The organism is Campylobacter sp. CFSAN093260 (assembly GCF_012890095.1).
Classification (GTDB): Bacteria; Campylobacterota; Campylobacteria; order Campylobacterales; family Campylobacteraceae; genus Campylobacter_D; species Campylobacter_D jejuni.
Genome location: NZ_CP040618.1, coordinates 680,333 through 703,056, shown reverse-complemented (window position 1 = coordinate 703,056; position 22,724 = coordinate 680,333). Strand labels below are relative to the sequence as shown.

At 30.7% G+C, this 22,724-nt stretch carries 22 protein-coding genes, 2 tRNA genes, 1 rRNA gene and 2 pseudogenes; 8 read left to right on the top strand and 19 right to left on the bottom strand.

Translation table 11 applies throughout. The features are described from left to right. Nucleotides 1-88: 88 nt before the first annotated feature. The 11 genes and pseudogenes from FBF22_RS03630 to FBF22_RS03595 all read right to left on the bottom strand — a co-directional run bounded on the left by FBF22_RS03630 (nt 89) and on the right by FBF22_RS03595 (nt 8,999). Nucleotides 89-165: transfer RNA gene (locus tag FBF22_RS03630), tRNA-Ile, on the bottom strand. Between the two features lie 8 nt (nt 166-173). Beyond that, nucleotides 174-249 (bottom strand) — tRNA-Ala (locus FBF22_RS03625). 102 nt (nt 250-351) lie between these two features. After that, nucleotides 352-1,864, bottom strand: a 16S ribosomal RNA gene (locus tag FBF22_RS03620). 510 nt (nt 1,865-2,374) lie between these two features. Next, complete coding sequence (locus FBF22_RS08505; protein ID WP_002867991.1) at nt 2,375-2,629, bottom strand: hypothetical protein; 255 nt, start codon at nt 2,627-2,629, stop codon at nt 2,375-2,377. A 153-nt stretch (nt 2,630-2,782) separates the two neighbouring features. Next, complete coding sequence (locus tag FBF22_RS08500; RefSeq protein WP_079264898.1) at nt 2,783-3,100, bottom strand: hypothetical protein; 318 nt, start codon at nt 3,098-3,100, stop codon at nt 2,783-2,785. Nucleotides 3,101-3,351: 251 nt separating this feature from the next. Continuing rightward, on the bottom strand, nt 3,352-3,507 hold the full coding sequence (locus FBF22_RS08495; protein WP_237914589.1) for a hypothetical protein: 156 nt from the start codon (nt 3,505-3,507) through the stop codon (nt 3,352-3,354). A gap of 40 nt (nt 3,508-3,547) precedes the next feature. Continuing rightward, nucleotides 3,548-3,685, bottom strand: a complete 138-nt coding sequence (locus FBF22_RS08490) for a hypothetical protein (RefSeq protein ID WP_285895013.1) — start codon at nt 3,683-3,685, stop codon at nt 3,548-3,550. Between the two features lie 474 nt (nt 3,686-4,159). After that, nucleotides 4,160-5,092: pseudogene (locus FBF22_RS08385) on the bottom strand (hypothetical protein). Between the two features lie 1,178 nt (nt 5,093-6,270). Next, nucleotides 6,271-6,444 carry a filamentous hemagglutinin N-terminal domain-containing protein gene (locus FBF22_RS08485; protein WP_237914591.1) on the bottom strand — a complete coding sequence of 58 codons (174 nt, stop codon included), beginning with the start codon at nt 6,442-6,444 and terminating at the stop codon, nt 6,271-6,273. A 72-nt stretch (nt 6,445-6,516) separates the two neighbouring features. Continuing rightward, entirely contained in the window at nt 6,517-6,690 is a 174-nt protein-coding gene (locus FBF22_RS08480; protein ID WP_237914587.1) for a hypothetical protein, read from the bottom strand. Nucleotides 6,691-6,701: 11 nt separating this feature from the next. Next, nucleotides 6,702-8,999 (bottom strand): annotated as a pseudogene (locus tag FBF22_RS03595) (hypothetical protein). A 596-nt stretch (nt 9,000-9,595) separates the two neighbouring features. On the opposite strand from FBF22_RS03595, the gene FBF22_RS03585 reads away from it, so the two are divergent. After that, a complete protein-coding gene (locus FBF22_RS03585; protein WP_002874569.1) occupies nt 9,596-10,351 on the top strand; it encodes a basic amino acid ABC transporter substrate-binding protein in 756 nt (251 codons plus the stop codon). A 23-nt stretch (nt 10,352-10,374) separates the two neighbouring features. Here FBF22_RS03585 and FBF22_RS03580 read toward each other — a convergent pair whose 3' ends face one another. From FBF22_RS03580 to FBF22_RS03550, 7 genes are read right to left on the bottom strand one after another with little or no spacing between them, the layout of a single operon-like run. Continuing rightward, nucleotides 10,375-11,013, bottom strand: coding sequence for an HAD family phosphatase (locus FBF22_RS03580; protein ID WP_165433243.1), 639 nt, complete (start codon nt 11,011-11,013; stop codon nt 10,375-10,377). Further along, entirely contained in the window at nt 11,010-11,999 is a 990-nt protein-coding gene (locus tag FBF22_RS03575; protein ID WP_002776579.1) for an ABC transporter ATP-binding protein, read from the bottom strand. Before FBF22_RS03575 ends, FBF22_RS03580 begins: the two co-directional genes overlap by 4 nt. Before the next feature lie 3 nt (nt 12,000-12,002). Beyond that, nucleotides 12,003-12,782 carry an ABC transporter permease gene (locus FBF22_RS03570; RefSeq protein ID WP_002781812.1) on the bottom strand — a complete coding sequence of 260 codons (780 nt, stop codon included), beginning with the start codon at nt 12,780-12,782 and terminating at the stop codon, nt 12,003-12,005. Beyond that, nucleotides 12,783-13,622 carry an ABC transporter permease gene (locus tag FBF22_RS03565; protein ID WP_002784190.1) on the bottom strand — a complete coding sequence of 280 codons (840 nt, stop codon included), beginning with the start codon at nt 13,620-13,622 and terminating at the stop codon, nt 12,783-12,785. After that, nucleotides 13,619-14,428, bottom strand: a complete 810-nt coding sequence (locus FBF22_RS03560; RefSeq protein WP_079263678.1) for an alkaline phosphatase family protein — start codon at nt 14,426-14,428, stop codon at nt 13,619-13,621. The genes FBF22_RS03565 and FBF22_RS03560 overlap by 4 nt, the downstream gene beginning before the upstream one ends. Next, complete coding sequence (locus tag FBF22_RS03555) at nt 14,425-15,750, bottom strand: esterase-like activity of phytase family protein (RefSeq protein WP_002874572.1); 1,326 nt, start codon at nt 15,748-15,750, stop codon at nt 14,425-14,427. The genes FBF22_RS03560 and FBF22_RS03555 overlap by 4 nt, the downstream gene beginning before the upstream one ends. Before the next feature lie 10 nt (nt 15,751-15,760). Then, nucleotides 15,761-16,807, bottom strand: a complete 1,047-nt coding sequence (locus FBF22_RS03550) for an extracellular solute-binding protein (protein ID WP_002871928.1) — start codon at nt 16,805-16,807, stop codon at nt 15,761-15,763. Between the two features lie 116 nt (nt 16,808-16,923). On the opposite strand from FBF22_RS03550, the gene corA reads away from it, so the two are divergent. Together corA and mog are read left to right on the top strand one after the other, a co-directional pair. Then, nucleotides 16,924-17,907: a magnesium/cobalt transporter CorA gene (corA, locus tag FBF22_RS03545; protein WP_002873011.1), complete on the top strand. Its 984-nt coding sequence runs from the start codon at nt 16,924-16,926 to the stop codon at nt 17,905-17,907. Between the two features lie 20 nt (nt 17,908-17,927). After that, a complete protein-coding gene (gene mog, locus FBF22_RS03540; protein ID WP_002842823.1) occupies nt 17,928-18,470 on the top strand; it encodes a molybdopterin adenylyltransferase in 543 nt (180 codons plus the stop codon). Here the strand turns inward: mog and FBF22_RS03535 are convergent. Next, a complete protein-coding gene (locus FBF22_RS03535) occupies nt 18,467-18,652 on the bottom strand; it encodes a hypothetical protein (RefSeq protein WP_002825403.1) in 186 nt (61 codons plus the stop codon). The two genes, mog and FBF22_RS03535, sit on opposite strands and share 4 nt — an antisense overlap. 127 nt (nt 18,653-18,779) lie before the next feature. Here FBF22_RS03535 and FBF22_RS03530 point away from each other — a divergent pair, with 127 nt between their 5' ends. From FBF22_RS03530 to FBF22_RS03510, 5 genes are read left to right on the top strand one after another with little or no spacing between them, the layout of a single operon-like run. Then, nucleotides 18,780-19,967, top strand: a complete 1,188-nt coding sequence (locus FBF22_RS03530; protein WP_002874574.1) for a M48 family metallopeptidase — start codon at nt 18,780-18,782, stop codon at nt 19,965-19,967. Continuing rightward, nucleotides 19,964-20,779, top strand: a complete 816-nt coding sequence (locus FBF22_RS03525; RefSeq protein WP_002852083.1) for a HemK/PrmC family methyltransferase — start codon at nt 19,964-19,966, stop codon at nt 20,777-20,779. The genes FBF22_RS03530 and FBF22_RS03525 overlap by 4 nt, the downstream gene beginning before the upstream one ends. 12 nt (nt 20,780-20,791) lie before the next feature. Further along, the gene (locus FBF22_RS03520; protein WP_002867845.1) at nt 20,792-21,262 is read left to right on the top strand and encodes a DUF4149 domain-containing protein; all 471 of its coding nucleotides are present in this window, start codon (nt 20,792-20,794) and stop codon (nt 21,260-21,262) included. Nucleotides 21,263-21,298: 36 nt separating this feature from the next. Next, the gene (gene flaC, locus FBF22_RS03515; protein ID WP_002860035.1) at nt 21,299-22,048 is read left to right on the top strand and encodes a flagellin C; all 750 of its coding nucleotides are present in this window, start codon (nt 21,299-21,301) and stop codon (nt 22,046-22,048) included. Nucleotides 22,049-22,082: 34 nt separating this feature from the next. Then, nucleotides 22,083-22,715, top strand: a complete 633-nt coding sequence (locus FBF22_RS03510; RefSeq protein WP_002852054.1) for a YggS family pyridoxal phosphate-dependent enzyme — start codon at nt 22,083-22,085, stop codon at nt 22,713-22,715. The last annotated feature ends 9 nt before the right edge of the window (nt 22,716-22,724 follow it).

Here is a 22,724-nt window from a genome sequence, read left to right as displayed (position 1 = left end):
AATCTAAGTATAGAGTTTATATTTTATATTTAATCTATTTTATATACTTGCTTTAGATTTTAAAGCTTCTTTATTCAAATCTTTTTTATGGTGGGCCTAACAAGACTTGAACTTGTGACCTCACCCTTATCAGGGGTGCACTCTAACCAGCTGAGCTATAGGCCCTTAATAAATGGTGGAGAATAGCGGGATCGAACCGCTGACCTCCTGCGTGCAAAGCAGGCGCTCTCCCAGCTGAGCTAATTCCCCATAAACAATTAGCTTTATCATCAATCTTTGAAATCTAAACAAGAATCAATTGAGTTTATATATTGAAGTAATAGTTGTGAGACTTATTACTTTGTACTCTAGAAAGGAGGTGATCCAACCGCAGGTTCTCCTACGGTTACCTTGTTACGACTTCACCCCAGTCGCTGATTCCACTGTGGACGGTAACTAGTTTAGTATTCCGGCTTCGAGTGAAATCAACTCCCATGGTGTGACGGGCGGTGAGTACAAGACCCGGGAACGTATTCACCGTAGCATGGCTGATCTACGATTACTAGCGATTCCGGCTTCATGCTCTCGAGTTGCAGAGAACAATCCGAACTGGGACATATTTTATAGATTTGCTCCACCTCGCGGTATTGCGTCTCATTGTATATGCCATTGTAGCACGTGTGTCGCCCTGGGCATAAGGGCCATGATGACTTGACGTCGTCCACACCTTCCTCCTCCTTACGAAGGCAGTCTATTTAGAGTGCTCGGCCGAACCGTTAGCAACTAAATACGTGGGTTGCGCTCGTTGCGGGACTTAACCCAACATCTCACGACACGAGCTGACGACAGCCGTGCAGCACCTGTCTCTAAGTTCTAGCAAGCTAGCACCCTCATATCTCTATAAGGTTCTTAGGATATCAAGCCCAGGTAAGGTTCTTCGCGTATCTTCGAATTAAACCACATGCTCCACCGCTTGTGCGGGTCCCCGTCTATTCCTTTGAGTTTTAATCTTGCGACCGTACTCCCCAGGCGGTACACTTAATGCGTTAGCTGCATTACTGAGATGACTAGCACCCCAACAACTAGTGTACATCGTTTAGGGCGTGGACTACCAGGGTATCTAATCCTGTTTGCTCCCCACGCTTTCGCGCCTTAGCGTCAGTTGAGTTCCAGCAGATCGCCTTCGCAATGGGTATTCTTGGTGATATCTACGGATTTTACCCCTACACCACCAATTCCATCTGCCTCTCCCTCACTCTAGACTATCAGTTTCCCAAGCAGTTTAATGGTTAAGCCATTAGATTTCACAAGAGACTTGATAATCCGCCTACGCGCCCTTTACGCCCAGTGATTCCGAGTAACGCTTGCACCCTCCGTATTACCGCGGCTGCTGGCACGGAGTTAGCCGGTGCTTATTCCTTAGGTACCGTCAGAATTCTTCCCTAAGAAAAGGAGTTTACGCTCCGAAAAGTGTCATCCTCCACGCGGCGTTGCTGCGTCAGGGTTTCCCCCATTGCGCAATATTCCCTACTGCTGCCTCCCGTAGGAGTCTGGACCGTGTCTCAGTTCCAGTGTGACTGATCATCCTCTCAGACCAGTTAAGCGTCATAGCCTTGGTAAGCCATTACCTTACCAACTAGCTGATACTATATAGTCTCATCCTACACCGAAAAACTTTCCCTGCTCAACTTGTGTTAAGCAGGAGTATAGAGTATTAGCAGTCGTTTCCAACTGTTGTCCTCTTGTGTAGGGCAGATTAACTATACCTTACTCACCCGTGCGCCACTAATCCACTTCTAGCAAGCTAGAAGCTTCATCGTTCGACTTGCATGTATTAGGCACGCCGCCAGCGTTCACTCTGAGCCAGGATCAAACTCTCCATAAAAATTATAGATAGTTTAATCTTTTTCTTCAAAGAAAAAGTTATGAAAGATTAAAAGAAAAACTTTTAATCTTTTTAATTATTAGATTGAATAGATTTTACATAATTACTTATGCCTAAATCTTTCTGGCTCAATCGATCACTTATTTAGATTTCAAAGATTGACTAATAAGATTTGAATAACAATACTAAGTTAAAAGAACAAAACAAAAAATCATTTTTAAAAGAAAAGTTTTTAAATTAAAAAACAAGATTTATAAAAAAGCTTTTAGTTTATAAGATAAAAACCAAAAGAGTTAATTTATAAAATCTACTAAGCTAGTGAAACTTTATAATTTAAAAGATTTTAAGTCCTTTTTTCAAAAAAAGGAAATGAAAGTATAACCAATTAAACTTAAAAGGGGATTAAACAAAGGATTAAATAGTATAAATATTTGTGTAAGTATTTATATAAGTATTTGGTGGGTTTAAAAATGGGGGAGGGGGGGGGGGAATTTTCCAATCACCCCAAAGTTAAAAGTATTTTTCTAGGCTTGCATAAACTCTTGCTCGATGTTCTCCATCGTGTTTAAACCGATGAACAGCTCTTGCAGCATCCATTTTTACATAAAAATTAGCACTTCTTGTATAGAGTATTTGTATACCCATTGCATCCATAAGATAATGATTTTCACTTTGATATTCTTTATTTTCATACCAAGAATACCCTATATCATAAAAAGGAGTCGAGTAAAGCCCTTCTAAAGGTGTTTGAAACCTTATTCCCAAGGTGCCAGAAACAACATTATCCGTACTTCCCTCACCTTCTAAACAAACACATACACCACAAGGTCTACCTAAAGATACGGATTCACTACTATCTAAAACAGCATCGCTGATAACTTTTTGATAATTGAGTTGAAAAATGTGAGTTAAGCGTTCTTAGAATTGATATTTGTTGCTTAAATTTAAATTCATTTTTCCAAAATTTCCTAAATTTACTCCATTAAATCCAGAAAAATTACCATCATTTTCAACATTACCATATATAAAATTTAAAGTATAACTTAGGACATTATTCTCCAAACCTTTATAAGTTCTTTCTATGCCCAAATTTACACTATTTCTCGCTTTTTCATTGCTTACTAAACCATCAAGATAATAATCTTTAATCTTTTTATGAGTAAAACCCGAAACAAGATATAAAGAATACTCAGTATATAAAAACACAGGATAAGAAAAATTTACTCCAACATTCATAGAGTCCCTATAAAAACTAAGATTTCTATAAATTCTGCCAGGAACATAATGTCCTTGAGTTGCAAATGGAGTAATTTTTAAATTCCCTATAAAAGTACTATAATTAATCCCATAATCTGTTTGATTTTCATCACTATCTTGAAGATAAAAATTTAAGTTATCCCCTTATCTTGCTATATTGTTTAAACTTTGACTCATTCCTGCTCTAAAACGACCTGTTTCTTTAGCCCTATAGTTGTTAGAATATAAAGTTAAAGTTGCACTATCTCACCTTTGTTTACTTCTATAATAACATCGCTTTCTCCACAACCATCACCTGATTGTAAATTAGCATTGGTTTGGATTCCGTATATTTCATTTTCCACATTTTTAGTTGTGATAACTTTCCCTTTAAGATTTTTGTTCAATTTACTCTCTAAAGCATAATCTCTGACACCTGAGTTGTTTTTAATAATTACTTTTCCTAAAAGTTCCAAAAACTATGTTAATTTGCACTTTGTTAGAACTTAAATCTTGCGGTGGTATATAAGCAGTTGCCGAAGGATGGCTACTTAATTGACAATAATAAACTATAATGTTTGTTATATCTTTTAAATTTTGTAAGCTTAATTCTTGGTTGCGATATTCAGCTATTGCATCTTGAATTTATTTTTCGCTAATTCTTAATTTTTTAAATGTCAAATCTTTATTATCGATATGCAAAACATACTCTCTTACAAAAACCTTAGCTTCATTTTGATCAGTTTGTAAATTTGCAATATTTGTAGTATTTTGCTCTTTAAAATTTACAGGGCTTTTTTGATTTTTTAATGTATTTTTTAATTTTTATTTTGTGGTCCATTTGCTTCAGAAGAGCTTTCTATAAGCTCTCTTATTTTATTATTATTTAGCTCTTCAGCATGTGAAAATACTTACAATAAGATTAAAATAACTAAAATTTTTCTCATTTTTATTTCCTATTTTGCATTTACACAAATGTTCATTGTCTTAAAATTATCACTTACAATACAACGCAAACCACTACTTCTAGCATCTGCTTCTCCTATGTCCACTTGATCATCATCTTTTTTTTGTGTCTACTTTAGTTTGAATTTTTATAGGAGCTTCTACAACCTTTTCAGGAATTTCAGGCGGTAATACAGAAGGTTTGTCTGGATCTTCACCCCCTCCCTCTTTTTTTTGTTTATCTGGCTCATAGATAGATATATTTGATTTTTCTGGCAATGAGGCTAATTTTCCTTCAAAATTATATTTTCCAGTGTACACTTTACCATCTACATCGCTTCCATTTATAGCAAAACCTTGAGAATTTAGAATCTCATTTTCAAGCTTATAGTGAAATCCTTCATTTCCACTAAGATCCGCAAACTGCTTTTCAAGAGCTTCTTTTTGTTCTAAAAGTTTTGCATACATAACTCTAAGCGTTTCATCGCTAACTAAGCCTGATTCTTTGATTTTTTCATAGTTTTTATTTTCTTTGTCAAGTTGAGCTAAGGCTTCTTGGTATTTTTATAATTCTTCTTTAAAACTAGCGAAACAACCTTTGCCGGTTTTGATTTTATCCATAGCAGTTTTCTTTTGCGTCCATTTTTCATAAAGATTGGTATAATTTTTATAACTTTGTTCTTGCGAACCTTGCCATAACTTTAAAAATTCTTGTTCTACTCCAGTATCTTTAAATGCATTTAAGAAATTTAAACTTTGAGTGATCTCACTGGCTTCATTTTCCCCTGCCACACCCTTGCTATCTGCGTAAGTCCAAGTTTTGGTATCAAAATCATAAGTGTATTTTCCATTCATCAAATCATCTAAAATTCTTTGAAGCAACTTAGGGTCAAAGTCGTCTTTGGATAATTTCACAGCATCTGTTACCTTGGTAAAAGAATCAGCAAAAGCATAAGAATTATTATCAAGATATTTTATATCGTTAAATTTCTTTCTTACAGCGCTATCAAAATCTTTTTTTCCTGTTACTTCATTATTATATTGCACAGACTTAAAAAAATTCTGTCCTTCATCAATGTAACCATTTTCTAAATTATGATAAACATAAATATTACTAAAATTATTATTTACACTAATTCCAGGATCACCAATAACTTTTCCAGCTTGTGTTTTATAGTTTCCAGCACTCAAAATTGCTCCATTTTTATAAAATAAGTAAGCATTATTAATCTTTAAATTTCCAACTTTTCCAGTAAATCCTCCTGTTTTACTATCATTCCCAGAAGTTATAAGTTTTTCTATGTCATTAACCACAACATTATTAAAATTACCACCATCAATTTGTCTGCCTATGCCACCCACATAAGAACCTTCTTTTGCTACTATACTTATATTATTAATAGCAACATTTGTAAAATTGATAGTGTTATTCCCTCCACTACCATTTCCCCAGCCTATTATTCCGCCAACTTTAGTATTTACAGCTGTATTAATAACGAGATCATTAACAGTCACATTTTCAAAACCCGTATAACTGTTTGCAATATTTTGCCCTACTATACCTCCAACATAAGCATCATAACCAGTTGAAGCAATTTTCAATCCTTGAATATTAAGGTTTCTTATATAGCTATTTTGAACAACTCCAAAAATTCCTACATATTGATTTGATGAATTAATATTAACATTTTTTAAAGCATAACCAGAACCATCGAAAGATTTAGCAAAAGCATTGCTTGTATTATCACCTACTATGTATGTTTTCACGCCACTAGCATCAATATCATCAATCAAACGAAAACGATCAAAAGCTGTTCTAAATTTTTCTTTATTTACATTCCAAAAATCAGCAAATTTATTCCATTCTGTTGCATCCGCAATACTTCCATATTTAGTCCAGTTTTTAACTTTACTACTATCATCAAAACTAAATTTACTACTAGAATTACCCAATAAAGCTCCATCTTCTTCAAAACTTGTTATGCTTTGTTGAATGATAACTTCTTGCTCTGCTTTGGCTACGATATTTTTTGTATCTTTTACCACTCCAGCATCAACATAAACTTTATTACCTTCAAGTTTTAATACATCCAAAGTAATTTTTCCTTTATTGATTTCAACCTTATTTCCTATTAAAACAATATTATCTGCATTGATCTTTCCAAGATTTATAATATTTCCTTGCTTGCTTACATCAAATGCTGGAGAAAAACTAGCTCCTTGCTTTAAAAAGTTTTAACATTCTCATCATTTAAAGGCGTCGTACTAGCTACAAATTTTCCCGCAGTAATAGTTCCTGTTTGACCAATCAAAACTCCCATAGGATTAACTAAAAAGATATTGTTATTCCCGCCATTTAAAGCTCCATCTATTTTAGAAGCATCTTTGTGATAAACAATGTTTAGGTAGTTTTTACCAGAAGTTGTAAAATTTACACTTTCCCCCTGAGCTATATTAAAACCACCACCCCATTAGATAACATGATTTTGTCCTTTTCCTGTAATCATTACAATATTTCCAGAGGTGTGGATAGTCCCACTTGTACCATGAGTAAATTTACCTCCTCGTGGTACAGCATAAGCTTGAGAAAAGAGCAAAGAACCCACCGCAAATGATAAAACTATATGTTTACTCATCTTTTTCATGTTACTCTCCTTTAAAGTATGTTGATATAAATTATTTTTGCATCATCTGAAACTTCAAAGCTAAAATTTACATTTTTCAATGTACTTTTAGCCAACTTTTCTATCTTGTTGTAATTAAATTTATTTTTATTATTTTTCATTTTTTCTAACAAATTTTCTAATTCTTGTTGATTTAACAATCCATTGTCACCATCATAAATTCCAACATCACTTTGTATGAGAATATATTTTCCTTTTGTTGGTTTATTTTTAGTAAAAATTTCCATACTTCCATTTGCAGGAAGATTGATAAGTTTTTCTATAGTCAAGATAGGATTTTTTATTTTATTTGGTAAAATAAGTAAAATTTTCAAAGTTATTTACCACTTCTGATTTGACATCTTGAGTATCTATAATCAAACGATTATTTTTAGAAAAATCTTCTTGATGCGGTAGAATTTGAGTGATTATTTTGCCTTTTTTATTTACTTCATGAAAAACAGAACCAGAAAGCAAATCGATATTTACATCTTTAAAGAAATTTAACTCTCCGCCTAAATATAAAGTATTGTTATAAGATTTAAAATTTGAAATATCTTCCAGATGGAGCTAAAAATATAGCATCTTGATTTTTATACTCATCTATATTTAAATTAACAAATTCCATGATATTATCATGAGAATTTGCAGACACTCCAGCTATCAACTCCGCATAACCTTGTCTTTTATCTGAGGCAGTACTAAAAACTGTGTTGTTGATGATGATTTTATTAAAAGCACTTTCTTTATCTGCTTTTATGATGCACGAACTTTCCAGAAGAACAATCTTTAAGCTTTATAAGGTTGTTATTTGCATTTTGAGCTGCTTTTAAAATAATTTTTAAACCCTTTCCTAAAGAACTCGCTTCGATTAGACTCTGAATGAGATTATAATTTATTTTATTATTTGAAACATTTTTAGCATTGATCATCAAACTTAAATTTTTAGATGATTTAATATTTTCAAAATTTACTTCATTATTGTTTGATTCATCAGCGATATAGTCTATACCATCTAGCGTAATTTCACTTGTAATAAAAGCATATAAAGGCAATGAAATAACAGAATCTTTTATACTTAAGGTGTTATTATTTGCTTTTCCACTTAAAGTTCTTGCCACATATACGGTAAATTTATCAGAATAATTTTGTGGAACTTTTTCATAGGTTAAATCATTTTGTATATCAATAACATTAAAATTCGCACCCTCCGTAGCAAAACCTCCGTAAAGATTGTGATAATTTTTTCCATAAAAATTATCACTGATTTTTAAAGGTTTTTTAAGGCGAAATACAATTTTATTTCCATTAGCTTCACCATCATTAGAATACACACCATAGAGGTTTAACGATGCATGTGTTTTAATGTTTTTATTAAGATGATCTAATGAGTTAAAATGATAAACTTCTATAGAATTTTTCTCTGCATTACCCTGTAATGTTCTTCCACCATAAATTTCTCCAAATAAAACAGCATCATAAAAAGTTATTTTATTTTGCGAATTCACCATTAAATCTAAATTTAAATTTTTAATTATTACAGAATTTTTGCTTGCATTGTATTTTTTAAGATTATTTACATCAGCTAAAGCACCTAAAATTTCAAAGGTCGAACGAGCTGTATACTCACCATCTGGCCCATGAAGGACGATATTGGCTGAATCGATAAGAACTTTATTGTTTTGTAAATTAGAATTTATGCCAAAAACTCCCATTAAACGAGTAATTCTTTCATCATAAATATCCTTACCTTCTTCATCTGAAAAATACTGGGAATTATGAAGGTCAATTTTTGTATTTGACTCTAAGATTAATTTATTGTCTTTAGCTTCACCATCAAAAGCTAAAGATCCTGAAATATAAGGAGCTCCATTTAAGGGCAAGGTGTAGATATTTTCTACACCCATATTGATATAGGGGTTTTCTTTTAAAATGGTTTGATTGTTAAATCCCCCGCCCTCGTCAGTAAACGCCGCAGTAATTAAATACTTAAAACGATCACCTTTTTGAGAATTATTAGGCACTCCACAATCCCCTATGCTTGGTTTGCAAAAATACACAGAAGATAATTCTCCATTTTCTAATATAAGTTTATTATTTGTTGCATTTGTATTTTGAGCATAAGCTGTTACAATAAAAGGTATAAAAGAACTAGGAACGGCTTGAGTATCTGAAGATACGGTTCCTAAAGTGCTAAAAGCTGTTATGATCTCTTCTTTTGAAATATCCGGAGTTAAAATTTCAAGCTTGGATAAATTTTTATTTCCAGATTTAGGGTTATTATAAATCATAGTTAAATTTAATATAGGGTGTTTTGACTTAGAAGCATAGAAATTTTTTCCATTAATTTTTTTAAAAATTTCTGCTTGAAGATCATAAACTTGATTATCCTTAAAAGAATGTTCAGAAATATAAAAAATTTTTCCATCCTTGCTTGTAGCCTGAACCGCCGCAAAACAAACCGAAGAAGATAAAACCACACTACAAACGCCCAATCCAAATTTTGCATTTGTCTTATTTGTAAAAATTTTTAAAAATATTAAAATATTTTTTCATCTCATTTCTCACTAAAATAAATCCTTTTGATTTATCGCAAATTGATTATTTGCAACACTATCCCGTATGTCCTGAGTTGATTATAAAATAAAATATTAATTTGATATTTTATTTTTCAATATTTAAATTTAATGAAAATTTAACAAATTTTATATTAATATATTCTTAAATAAAATTTTATTTTAAATATTAAAAAAATACTTTTATAATTATTTAAATATTATCTAAAAGCACAACATTAATATAACTTTTCTAAAAATTGATCCAGACTTAATTAAATATAAATTTAAAATAAGTATAATTTTAAAACATTTTATATCAAAGGAAAAAAATGAAAAAAATATTAAGCATTGCTCTAGTTGCTTTAGTTGGTTTATTTTTAGGTGCTTGTAGTGATTCTAAAAATAAAGAATCAAATGCAAGTGTAGAATTAAAGGTTGGAACTGCTCCAAATTATAAACCTTTTAATTATAAAGAAAACTCAAAACTTACAGGTTTTGATACTGATTTGGTTGAAGAGATTGCCAAAAAAAATGGTATTAAAATTGTTTGGGTTGAAACCAATTTCGATGGATTGATTCCTGCTTTAAAAGCTGGCAAAATCGATATGATTGCCTCAGCTATGAGCGCAACTGAAGAAAGAAGACAAAGTGTTGATTTTACCAAACCTTACTATATGAGTAAAAATCTTTATCTTAAGCTAAAAAACAACGACTCTCTTCAAACGAAAAATGATTTAGAAGGTAAAAAAATAGGAGTTCAACTAGGAACTTTACAAGAAAATACTGCAAAAGCTATCAAAAATGCACAAGTACAAAGTAATAAAGATTTAAACATAGCTGTTTTAGCACTAAAAAACAACAAAATCGATGCTATTGTAGCTGATCAAGATACTGCTAAAGGTTTTTTAGCTGAAAATCCAGAATTGGTAAGTTTCTACCAAGAAACAGATGGAGGAGAAGGCTTTAGTTTTGCTTTTGATAAAAATAAACAAAAAGATATTATTGAAATATTTAACAAAGGCATAGATGAAGCAAAAACTGATGGATTTTATAATACTTTAATTAAAAAATATGAATTAGAATAAGCGTGAATTTTCACGCTTATAGCTTAAAAAGTTAAAATTTCATATTTTCTCTCTTTTGCAATTTTTAAAATTTTTTCATCACCATTACATACAAAGGCTTTGCTAACAGACTTTAGTAAAGGTAAATCATTGATAGAATCACTAAAAAAATAAGAATCTTTCATCCATTTTTGATAATCTTTACCCAAATATTCTTTAAGTCTTAAAACCTTGCCTTCATTAAAGCTATAAATCCCATAAGCTTTTCCGCTAAATTTATTACCCACACGCTCACATTTTATAGCTATGCTTTCTCTCACTCCCAAAAAAGAGGCGATTTTTCTAACTAAAAAATCAGCCGTAGCTGAAATTATAATACACCTTTGGTCTTGATATTTGATTATAAGTTCTTTAGCTTTTTCATAAGGTTTTATATAAATTTTTATAAATTCATCTACTAAAGATGAAATTCTATCTTCATTTTTACCCTTAACACTTTGAAGAAAAAAAGTCATAAATTCATCCATATTAAGCTTTTTTTCTTGATATTGTTTTTGATAAAAAATGATTTTTTCTAAATATTCTTGAGGTAAAAAACCTTTTTCAACACAAAATTTAAGCCAAAGTTTAGCACTATCGCCTTGTATTAAAGTATCATCTAAATCAAATAAAACAAGCTTCATTTTAACTCTTTTGCTAAAGAAAGATTGAATTTTAAAGCGATTTTATCACCTGCTTCATAAGTACTATGAGTGCTAAAATTTAAAGTATCTACCTTAAATTCAATTTCTTGCACTCTAACCCTATAGCGTATGATATTACCTAGCAATGATTTTTCTTTGATCTTAGCCTCTAAGCCTTCGTTAGAAATTTCTATGGTTTCAGGACGCAAGGCTATATCTTTTTTAAAATCGTGTTTTAAACCCAAGCTATCAAGCTCTTTAGGGCTTAAAATATTGTAATTTCCTATAAAGCTAGCCACAAAATGAGATTCTGGCAAAAGATAAAGATTGTTTGCGTTGGAATTTTGTATGATTTTACCCTCATTCATTAAAATAATCCTATCGGATAACTCTAAAGCTTCTTCTTGATCGTGCGTTACAAAAATAGTGGTGAGTTCAAGTTCTTTTTGAATTTCTTTAATTTGCACCCTTAAATGCTTACGAATTTTAGCATCAAGTGCCGATAAAGGCTCATCAAGCAAAAGTAAATCAGGTTTAGTCACCAAAGATCTTGCTAAAGCCACTCTTTGCATTTGTCCGCCTGAAAGCTTATGTGGATAAGTTTTAGCGTATTCTTCAAGCTCGACGAGTTTTAACATTTTTTTCACTCTTTTTTCTATGTCCTTTTTATCCATTTTTTTGATCTTTAAACCAAAAGCTACATTTTCAAAAACGTTAAGATTTGGAAAAAGAGCGTAATTTTGAAAAACCATACCTATATTTCTTTTTTGAGGACTTAATTTAGTAAGATCTTTATCATTTAAAGAAATTTTTCCTCCATTAATTTGGCTAAGCCCTGCTATACACCTTAAAAGAGTGGATTTTCCACAGCCACTTGGGCCCAAAAGGGTTATAAACTCACCCTTTTTAGCACTAAAATTAATATCTTCAAAAATAATTTTATCCCCATAAGCTTTTTTAAAATTTTTAATCTTTAAATAAGCCATTTTTTACTCCTTAATCAAACTAGCTATAAAAGTTGTTATAAAAATTAACACAAAATAAACTATTACCAAAGCACTAGAATAATGCCCACTTTGATTTTTGATATTATAAAGATAAACTTGCAAAGTCTCATAAGCACTTCCTACAAGAATATTTGCGTATAAAAATTCGCCTATTAAAAAAGAAAAACTTAAAAAAACTGCCACCAAAATTCCATTTCTTAAATTAGGCAAGACAAGCTTAAAAATCGCTCCCATTAAAGAACCTCCAAGCATAGCATTAGATGCGATGAGTTCATTTAAATTGACATTAGACATAGCATTATCTAAAGCCCTATATATAAAAGGCAAAGCTATAGTAAAATAAGTAAAAATGAGTATCCAAGCTGTGCCTCCTATATTGTCAGCATAAAGTTGCAAAAGCCCCACACAGCTAACTATAGGAGGTACAGCAAAAGGCATGATAATAAGTATATTTACAAAGGCTTTTAATTTTAAAAAATAATAATTTAACACAAAAACCAAAGGAAAAACAAGAATCACAGAAAGTAAAATACTGCCCACACAAACAAGCAAAGAATGCCAAAGAGCAAGTAAAAATCTTTCGTCATGAAAAAGTTCTTGATACCATTTAAGCGTAAGATCATCAGGCAAAACACTTACACCCCAAGAAGTGGAAATAGAATATAAAAAAGTAGCCATTAAAGGCAAAGCTAAAAATAAAAAAACCAAAAACAAAACTGCATAATGATAAATTTTAGCTTTTAAACTCAAATTTTCATTCATTTAAAGCACCTTAAAATTATATTTTTTAGAAAGGAAATTGGCTATAAAGGTAACAACAAGCATGATAATAGTTATAATGATGCTTAAAGCACTAGCCATATAAGGATCAAGATTGATATCGCCTGCGATTAAAGCAGCGATTCTTACAGGAGCGACATTAAAATTTCCCGAACTTAAAGCATAAATAGTCGCATAAGCTCCAAAAGCATTGGCAAATAAAATCACAAAAACACCAAACAAAGCAGGAGCGAGCAAAGGCAAAGCTATTTTTAACCAATATAAAAAATTGCCTCCACCTAACATTTTACAAGCATTTAAATGTGAATTTTCAAGACTTTTAAAAGCTGGAAGCAAAAGCAAGATTGCCAAAGGAATTTGAAAATACACATAAACAATATTTACCCCGAAATTAGCATAAACACTAACAAAAGGCTCTATGCCTAAATTTTTCAAAAACACATTAACTACACCATTGCTTCCAAGAACTATAATGAAAGCAAAAGCTAAAGGAACTCCTGAAAAATTACTTATCATAGTATTTAAAGAAAAAAGAAATTTACATATTTTTGATGGAGCTAAAACAAATAAAGAATAGCTCGCCAAAAGCCCTATTAAAAGTCCAAAAATACTAGAAATAAAACTGATTTGTAAAGAATTTATAATGCTTTGTAGATAGAATTTGGACTCAAAAATATGTATAAAATTGGCTAAAGAATAAATTTCATCCTCTTCTACATAAAAAGCATTAAAAACAATCCAAATCAAAGGTGCTATCATAAAAAAAGTAAAAACTATAAAAAAAGGTAAAATACTTAAAAAGGCTAGAAATTTTTCTTTCATTTTTTGGCCTTTAAAATTTCATCATTATATCTCTTATCGTGTTTAAGTCCTAAAATTTCACAGACACTGCCACAAATTTCATCCTGTTTTATCTTGGCATTTTCATACGAAAAAGCACTACCAAAAGTGAAAAAAGGCACTAAAATTTCATCTTCGCTTAAGCCTCCATGACTTTTACCCTCTGTCATACCATGATCGCTTGTGATGATTACATTAATACCTTGTTCTAACCAAGTAGGCAAATACTCAGAAATCAAATTATCAACTTTTTTGGTTTTATTGGCATACTCGATAGAGTGTGAGCCAAATTTATGTCCTGCATCATCTATATTCATAGAGTGTATAAGAGTAAAATCTAGATTATATTTGTTTCTTAAATGCTCCCCATCTGCAAATAAATGAGAATCTAAATAATCATCTTCATAATAAAAATGTCCATAAGGCAAAGTTAAATTTTCATCTTCTATATGGCGATGTAAAGAAGGAATAAATTCTTTTTTATTATAAAGCTCAAAAACCCAATGATAAGCTGCGCCTCCAGCTTTTAAGCCTTGTTCTTTGCAAAGGTCAAAAATGCTTGTTTGTTTTGAAAAACTCAATTTATTATTAATTATCCCACTTAAAACAGGCTTTACGCCTGTTAATAAGCACTCGTATAAAGGACGAGACATACTAGGAAGTTCGCATTCTAAAGAATAAAATTTGCCTAAATTCTCTTTGCAAAGTGCATTTAAATATCCCATATTTATACTAGTGCTTTTACAATTTAAGCCATCAAGCACAACTAAAATAACTTTGGACATCATTTACTCTTTAAAAAATCTTTTACTTCAAGCAAAATAAACTCATTATCATCGGTCTTATTAGGTTCTCTACTTGAAGAATAAGGAAAGTTATTGTCATTTTCTATAACTATATGAGAGTCATCTACTATATCCACACCTTCTATGGTTTCAAAAGGAAAAACAAATTTATCATTTACCAAAGGCTTTTTAGAAATTTTATTTCTATCCTTAATATTTAAAAGATCTATATAAGAAATTTTTTGAGCTTCATGAGTTTTATCATCTAATTTAACCTTATAAATTCTTTTAAATTGAGCTACATTATTAAAACAATGCTTAGTATCTTCACCTTCTTTGCAAGCCTTATCTTTAGTGCCTTCTTTTTGATCTCTTTCTATGATGATGCCGTATTTATCATCTATCATATTAAAATCACCTATGGAATGGCTTTTATCTTCTAAGAAATATTTATAAGTTTTTCCAGTGAATTTTTTATTTTTTACATCAAATTCTATGATTCTTAGATATTCTTTACCTTTTTCATTCTCATAAGCGTTGTTATTATAAATGCTTCCTTCTAAAAGCAAATAAAGTTTAGAACCATCTTTAGAGCTTGCCATAGCTTCAAAGCCTTTAGAACGCTTGATATTAAATTTCTCATTTTCTCCATCAGGCTTATCGCTAAATTTTAAACTTGGATTATCAGGAGAAATAAGTTTTTTACCCTCCACATACACATCAAAAACTTCTTTCAAATTCCCATTCTTATCAAAATGAAGCAAATAAGGACCAAATTCATCACCTATATAAAATTCATCATTGATAACCTGTATACTCTCAGTATCAAAATCAGCCCCACTTAAATACCTTTCTTTGGTTGTTTCGGTGGTTATAGGATAGGGGTATTTTTTATCACTATCTTTAAAAAAAACTGTTTTTAAAAGTTCGTATTTTGAGTTTTTAAAATCAAATTTAAACTCGTGAGCATAAAGCATAGAATCATAAGAATTATACTTTTTACCCAAGCCATTATCGCTAATTACCCAAAAAACATCTTTTTTTGGAATATATTTTATCCCACTATGTCCTTGTATAGGTTGATTTTTAAAAGGTAAATAAAAATCTGTTTCCCTGTTTCCCTTAGATTTAAAAGTTCCAATTTTTTCTTCTCTAGTGATATTTGCAAATTTCCCATAAGTTTTAAAAAAATCAGGAGCATCCTTAGGAGGTTTTACTGTACTTTTAGAATCTATGATAATATGCCCTGCTAAATTGGCCTCATACTCTTGAACTCCAAATAAAACACTGCAAAGCATAGCACTTGTTAAAATAACCTTTTTCATCCAATCTCCTTTATTTCATATCCACTATAACTTTTTCTTGCCAAAGTTGTGGTAATTCTTTAGCGCTTTTTTCCCAAGCTTTTTGATCTTTGATTGCTCTTGCATTTTTGTATTGCTCACTTGGTAAAAGTTTGGCTTTTATATCATCTGGCAAGATAATATGATCAATTCTTATTGGCCTTGCATAACCTTTTGCTAGATTGATTTGTCCTTTATCAGAAAGTATAAACTCACGGGCTAATTTAGCCGTATTTGGATGTTTTGCGTATTTATTGATAATAGTTGTATAACCCGAAATAACACTACCATCAGCAGGGATTAAAACTTCATAACGATCTTTGCCCACTTTATCTCTATAGCCTAAACCATTAAAATCCCAAACTAAACCCACTTCAACTTCACCTTTTTCAAGATTGGCTATACTTACATCATTATTTACAAGTCTTCCTTGTTTGGCTAAAGTATTAAAAAAAGCTAAAGCAGGACTTAAATCTTTTTCATCCCCGCCTAAGGCATAATTAGCTGCTAAAACTGCACTCACAGCTTGAGCTGCTACACTTACATCACCCACGGTAATTTTATAATTTCCCTTAAGCAAATCTTGCCAAGTTTTAGGTATATCTTTTACTACATCTTTATTGACTATAAAAGCTATGGTTCCTGTATAAGCTAAAAGCCAATTTCCATCTTTATCTTTAGCCCAAGTTGGAATTTGATCCCAGTAGCTTGTCTTAAAAGGCTGAGCTACTCCTTGTTTAACTGCTATCTCTCCAAAAGAAGCTCCTACATCTCCTATATCACCGCTTGCATTTTTCTTTTCGGCTTTAAATTTAGCAATTTCTTGAGCTGAACTCATATCTGTATCGCTATGTTCTATGCCATAAAGATTTTTAAGATCTGCCCAAGTATCCTTCCAATTTGCCCAAGTATCAGGCATAGCTAAAGAATTTACCCTACCTTCTGCTTGCGCAGCTTTAATCAAATTCTCATCAATAGCTTGTGAATTTGAAAACAATAAGGCAACAAGACCTAAACTTAAGAAAAATTTCTTACTCATTTTTTTCCTTTCAAAAAATATTTTGAAAATTTAATGGGTTTTAGAAACATTTTAGAAACAAGTTAATTTTTAAGCAAACAAGGTTATAATTTTAAAGTCATAAACAAGGAGCGATCATGCTTTATATTTATATCAAAACTCAAAATGCTTTAGTTCAAAGAATCAATTTTAATCTCGATAGTCAAGAACTACCACAAAATATTTTATGGATTGATTTACTTCATCCAAGTGCAGCAGAAATTGCTTTTATATCAAGTGAATTTAATCTTGAGTTTCCTACAAAAGAAGAAAGGGAAGAAATAGAGCTTAGCGCAAAATATTGGGAAGATAATGCGACAATAACCATCAATGCTCATTTTTTAGTAAGAGATCTTAAAAATGATGAAGAGGATAGGAATTTAATCAAGCTTCGCACAGAAATTGTTACTTTTGCTACCGCTAAAAATATCTTATTTACTATAAGATATAACGAATTTAGCACTTTTGAAGAAATTCAAGCAAGGATTTTAGCTAGTCCAAAGAATTTTGAAGATGGTTTTGATATTATTGATAAAATGTTTGAAGTGCGCGTTGAAAAAGATGCGGATTTACTAGAATGGATAGATAAAGAAGCAAGACGCTTAAGAACAAGTGTTTTAGAAAAAAAAGATGAATATAGTTATGATGAAATGCTAAAGGATATTTCAAGTTTGCAAGAGCTTAATATGCGCGTAAGAGATTCTTTGTTTGATAAGCGTCGCGCTATGACTTCTTTGCTAAAAAGCGATAAAATCGATAAAGATATAAAACAAAATCTCACTATAGTTTTAAAAGACTTAAATTCTTTGGTTGAATTTAGCGTTTCGCAACTTAATATCTTAGATAATATCCAAACCATTTTAGCCAGCCAAATCAACATAGAACAAAACAAAATCATTAAAATTTTCACCGTTGCAACTGTTGCCATGATGCCACCTACTTTAATAGGAACTGTTTATGGTATGAATTTTAAATTCATGCCCGAACTTGAACTTCACTATGCTTATCCCATAGTGCTTGGCGTGATGGTAATTTCTATCATTTTACCTTTGGTTGTTTTCAAGAAAAAAGGATGGTTATAAAAATTTATTAAGGAGAAACAATGGATACAATAAACATAGGAATTTTAACCCTAAGCGATAGAGCAAGTAGTGGCATATACGAAGATAAAGCCACTGCTGAAATTGAAAGAGTGTTAAATTCATATATAAAAAATGATATTATTTATCATAAAGAATTAATCCCTGATGATTATGATTTGATCATTAAAAAATTACTTTATCTAGCAGATGAAAAAAAATGCGATTTGATTGTTACAAGCGGAGGTACAGGTCCAGCACTTCGTGATGTAACCCCAGAAGCCACGGAAGCCGTGTGTGATAAAATGATGCCAGGTTTTGGAGAACTTATGCGCTTAGAAAGTTTAAAATATGTCCCAACAGCTATACTTTCAAGACAGAGTGCAGGAATTCGCAATAAATCTTTTATCATTAATTTACCAGGAAATCCTAAGGCTATAAAAGAATGCCTAGAGCCTGTTTTTCCGGCTATACCTTACTGTATCGATTTGATAGAAGGTGCTTATATAGAAGCAAATGATGAAGTTATTAAGGTTTTTCGCCCTAAGAAAAAATGTCAAAATTAAAATTTATTAGCTCTGATAAGTCTGCTTAATTGTCTAGCAAGCAGACTTGCCGAAGCTTCATCTTTGCTTATCTTTTGCACTTTATTTTTAAACTTACAAAGTCTGTCATCTAAAATCACATCATTGATTGGAATTTTAGGCTTTTCTTTTTGTTTTTGTGAAATCTTTTTCTTAAAAAACATTCTTTAATCCTTTTTTTATAAATATACACCAACTTAGTTGAAAAGAATATTATTTTAGATTTTAAACTATTAACTTTATTTCATTATTTTAAGCTAGAATTCGCAAAAAACCAATCAAGGAAAAATAATGACTTTAATTGCAATTTTATGTCTTTACACAGCACTTTTATCTTGGATTTCCTATGCTCAAATTCGTTTCTTAGAAAGAGAAAAAGACAAACAAGCTCAAATTTTAAGCGAAAAAGACTATCAAAATGCAGCAGATATTGCCATCGAAAATGAAAAATTTAAACTATTTTCCAATTTTTATAATTTAATCATCAGTATTGCATGGATAGGTTTTGGATTTTTATACCTTAAAGAATTACTTATCTTAAACAACACTCGTTTTGAAAATACTTTATTTTTATTATCTTTTTTAATAATCACAAGTATTCTAAATCTACCTTTAAGTATTTATGAAAGTTTTATCAAAGATAAAGCCCATGGTTTTTCAAATATGACTGTAAAACTTTTTATCAAAGATACTATGAAAAGTCTTATTTTAACTTTAATATTTGGATTTTTAATCCTTTATGCTTTGCTTTTTTGCTATGATTTTTTTGGAACTTTTTGGTGGATTGCAGCCTTTATTTTTGCCTTTTGTATTATAGTGATTATAAATCTCATCTACCCTACCTTAATAGCACCTATTTTTAATAAAATGGAAAAACTAGACGATGAAAATTTACTGAAAAAAATCAGCTCTTTAATGAAACAATGTGGGTTTAGTGCAAATGGGGTTTATGTTATTGATGCAAGCAAAAGAGATAAGCGTTTAAATGCTTATTTTGGTGGACTTTTTAAAAGCAAAAGAGTGGTGCTTTTTGATACATTATTAAAAGCCTTAAATGAAAGAGAACTTTTAGCTGTTTTAGGACACGAGCTTGGACATTTTGTTCATAAGGATATTATCAAAGCTTTATTTAACGGCGCTATAACTATGTTTTTACTTTTTTTTGTTTTTGCAAATTTACCTGAATTTGTTTACTTAGAAAGTCATCTAGAAGGAGTAAATGGTGGCGTGTTTGCTCTTTTATTTATCTTTGCAAATATTTTTAGCTTTTTAATCTCTCCTATACTTAACGCCTTAAGTAGAAAAAATGAATTTGCAGCTGATCAACACGGAGCTAAAGTTACAAGCAAAGAAGATATGAAAAATGCATTGATAGCTCTAGCAAGAGAAAATAAAGCTTTTATCAAAACAAGTAAAATATATGCATTTTTTTATCTCAGTCATCCAAGTATTAGTGATAGAATCAAGGCTCTTTCTTGACTATAAAAAATGCTCTTATGGAAGCTAAATCTAGCTTAAAAGGTTATGAAAATGAAGCAGTATTTATACTCTGTGAATATCTAAAAAAAGATAAAGCTTGGTTATTTTTAAACCAAGATATACAAATAGATCATGAACCTTATTTTGAGCTTATAAAGCGTTTTAAATCTGGAGAACCTTTTGAATATATATTTGAAAAAGTAGATTTTTGGGGCTTAGAATTTAAGATAAAAAAAGGTATTCTAATCCCTCGCTACGATAGTGAAATTTTACTTTTTCAAATTTTAAATTTATGCAAAAAAAATACTTTTAATGGGATTTTAGAAATAGGATTTGGAAGCGGAATTTTAAGCATTGTTTTAGCCAAAGAACTTGGGTTAAAAATCACAGCCTGTGATATCAATCCCAAAGCCTTAGAATTAGCTTTAGAGAATGCCAAATTACACAAAGTCGATCACTTGATTGACTTTAAACTTTGTAATTTTAAGCAAATTAAAGAAAATTATGATTTTATTTTTTCAAATCCACCCTATATTAAAAATTCATATCCTATAGATATTTGGGTGCAAAAAGAACCCAAAGAGGCTTTATTTGGCGGAGAAAAAGGATATGAAATTCTAGAAGAAATCATACATTTTTCCCTTGATAAAAAAGTTAAATTTTTAGCTTGCGAATTTGGCTATGATCAAAAAGAAATTTTGGAAAAAATTTTATATCAAAATAATTTCATTGTTGATTTTTTCAAAGATGAACAAGGTTATAATCGTGCTTTTATAGCTAAATTTACAAATATGCGTTATGATAAAAAATAAAAGGAGAAACTCTTGAAAGCTGTTAATTTATTTTTACTTGCCTCCATCATAGGGGTTGAACTCATACTAGGAATAGTTGTTGCACCAACAATTTTTTTTCCTCAAAATCTTATAGGAGAAGGAGTGTTGAGCCATTTTCAAAGTGGCTTAATGATGACGCAAATTTTTATTAAGATGGGATATTTGCTGATTTTTGTTTCAGTGGTTAATTTTTTATATGAAATTTATTCTCTTATAAAAGATGAAATGAAATTTCATATAAAATTTTCAAAATTTATGCTGAGTTTGCTTATTTTGATTTTAAGCTTAATATTTGTTTTTTATTTTACTAATACCATAATTGAACTCCAAAACTTAGGCGAAAACGCTACAAAAACTCAAGAATTTATCAGCATCCATAATGCAAGTGAAGTGGTGATTAAAATCATCTTGATAATGCAAGTTTTTTTATATTTCTTAAGCTTTAAAATAGCAAAAAAATGATAAAATATTAAATAAATCCAAAAGAGAAGGAGGGCCATGATGATCTCTGATGCAACTATAATGCAACAAAATTATTATTTAAATAATGCACAAAAAGCTAGCGATAAAGCTTTAGAAAATATTGCAGCTGTTCGCGCAATAAGTGGAGTTGATAGTGCTAATTTAGCTATTGCTGATTCTTTAAGATCTCAATCAAGCACTATAGATCAAGGTGTCGCAAATGCTTATGATGCTATAGGGGTTTTACAAATTGCAGATGCTAGCCTTACCAATATCTCTCAAAGCGCAGATAGACTTAATGAACTTTCAGTAAAAATGAACAATGCTGCACTTAATGATTCTCAAAAAGGAATGCTAAGAACAGAAGCAACACGCATACAAGAATCCATCAATGATTCTTTTAATAATGCAACTTATAATGGAAAAAATGTCTTTCAAACTATGAATTTTGTAGTAGGTAGCGGAACTGAAACTACAAATTTAAATCCATTAGCAACAGATGGATTAAGCATAGATAATCAAGATAGTATTACAAATTTTATGGATCAACTTGGAAGTTTAAGAAGTGAAATAGGCTCAGGTATCAATGCCATCACATCAAATATTAATGCAAGTGTTCAAAATAGCATCAACTCAAAAGCAGCTGAAAATAATTTACTAAATAATGACATGGCAAAAAATGTCAATGATTTTAATGCCAATTATCTAAAAGAAAATGCTGCTGCTTTTGTTGCTGCGCAATCCAACATGCAGCTTCAAAGCAAAATTGCTAATTTATTACAATAAAATAAGCCCTAAATAGGGCTTATTTTTTATCAAAATGACTTTAGAGCAAATTTTAGAAAAAACCAAAAACGTTCGTCTTGTAGCCGCAAGCAAGTATGTCGATGCAAGTATAATTGAAAAGCTTTTTGATCAAGGTATAGTAGAATTTGGAGAAAATCAAGTCCAAGCTCTAGCACAAAAAAAAGAAAATCTTGATGAAAAAAAACTAGACATAAAGTGGCATTTTATAGGAACGCTACAAAGCAACAAAATCAATCTCTTAATCAAACAAAAACCTATATTATGGCACTCTTGCAATGGTATTAAAATAGCTAAAGCTATGGACAAAAGACTTGATTATAAATTAAATACTTTATTAGAAATCAATAGTGCAAATGAAAATAGCAAAAGCGGTCTAGATCCAAATCAAGCCGTAGAAGAATATTTACAAATACAAGAAGAATGCTCTAATTTAAATCTTTGTGGCGTAATGAGCATAGGATCACACAGCCAAGATAAAGAAAATATTATAAAAAGCTTTGAAACTACATTTAAAATTTATGAAATTCTTCAAAAACATGGGGCTAAGATTTGCTCTATGGGGATGAGTAATGATTTTGAAATTGCTATAAAATGCGGATCCAACTTGGTAAGACTCGGAAGCATTTTATTTAAAAATCTTAAGTAAAACAATCTT

Coding starts and splice junctions, on each gene's coding strand:
- FBF22_RS08500 (WP_079264898.1), bottom strand. CDS start 3,100: ATGAATGTTGGAGTAAATTTTTCTTATCCTGTGTTTTTATATACTGAG.
- FBF22_RS08480 (WP_237914587.1), bottom strand. CDS start 6,690: ATGAAAAAGATGAGTAAACATATAGTTTTATCATTTGCGGTGGGTTCT.
- FBF22_RS03585 (WP_002874569.1), top strand. CDS start 9,596: ATGAAAAAAATATTAAGCATTGCTCTAGTTGCTTTAGTTGGTTTATTT.
- FBF22_RS03580 (WP_165433243.1), bottom strand. CDS start 11,013: ATGAAGCTTGTTTTATTTGATTTAGATGATACTTTAATACAAGGCGAT.
- FBF22_RS03575 (WP_002776579.1), bottom strand. CDS start 11,999: ATGGCTTATTTAAAGATTAAAAATTTTAAAAAAGCTTATGGGGATAAA.
- FBF22_RS03570 (WP_002781812.1), bottom strand. CDS start 12,782: ATGAATGAAAATTTGAGTTTAAAAGCTAAAATTTATCATTATGCAGTT.
- FBF22_RS03565 (WP_002784190.1), bottom strand. CDS start 13,622: ATGAAAGAAAAATTTCTAGCCTTTTTAAGTATTTTACCTTTTTTTATA.
- FBF22_RS03560 (WP_079263678.1), bottom strand. CDS start 14,428: ATGATGTCCAAAGTTATTTTAGTTGTGCTTGATGGCTTAAATTGTAAA.
- FBF22_RS03555 (WP_002874572.1), bottom strand. CDS start 15,750: ATGAAAAAGGTTATTTTAACAAGTGCTATGCTTTGCAGTGTTTTATTT.
- FBF22_RS03550 (WP_002871928.1), bottom strand. CDS start 16,807: ATGAGTAAGAAATTTTTCTTAAGTTTAGGTCTTGTTGCCTTATTGTTT.
- corA (WP_002873011.1), top strand. CDS start 16,924: ATGCTTTATATTTATATCAAAACTCAAAATGCTTTAGTTCAAAGAATC.
- mog (WP_002842823.1), top strand. CDS start 17,928: ATGGATACAATAAACATAGGAATTTTAACCCTAAGCGATAGAGCAAGT.
- FBF22_RS03535 (WP_002825403.1), bottom strand. CDS start 18,652: ATGTTTTTTAAGAAAAAGATTTCACAAAAACAAAAAGAAAAGCCTAAA.
- FBF22_RS03530 (WP_002874574.1), top strand. CDS start 18,780: ATGACTTTAATTGCAATTTTATGTCTTTACACAGCACTTTTATCTTGG.
- flaC (WP_002860035.1), top strand. CDS start 21,299: ATGATGATCTCTGATGCAACTATAATGCAACAAAATTATTATTTAAAT.
- FBF22_RS03510 (WP_002852054.1), top strand. CDS start 22,083: ATGACTTTAGAGCAAATTTTAGAAAAAACCAAAAACGTTCGTCTTGTA.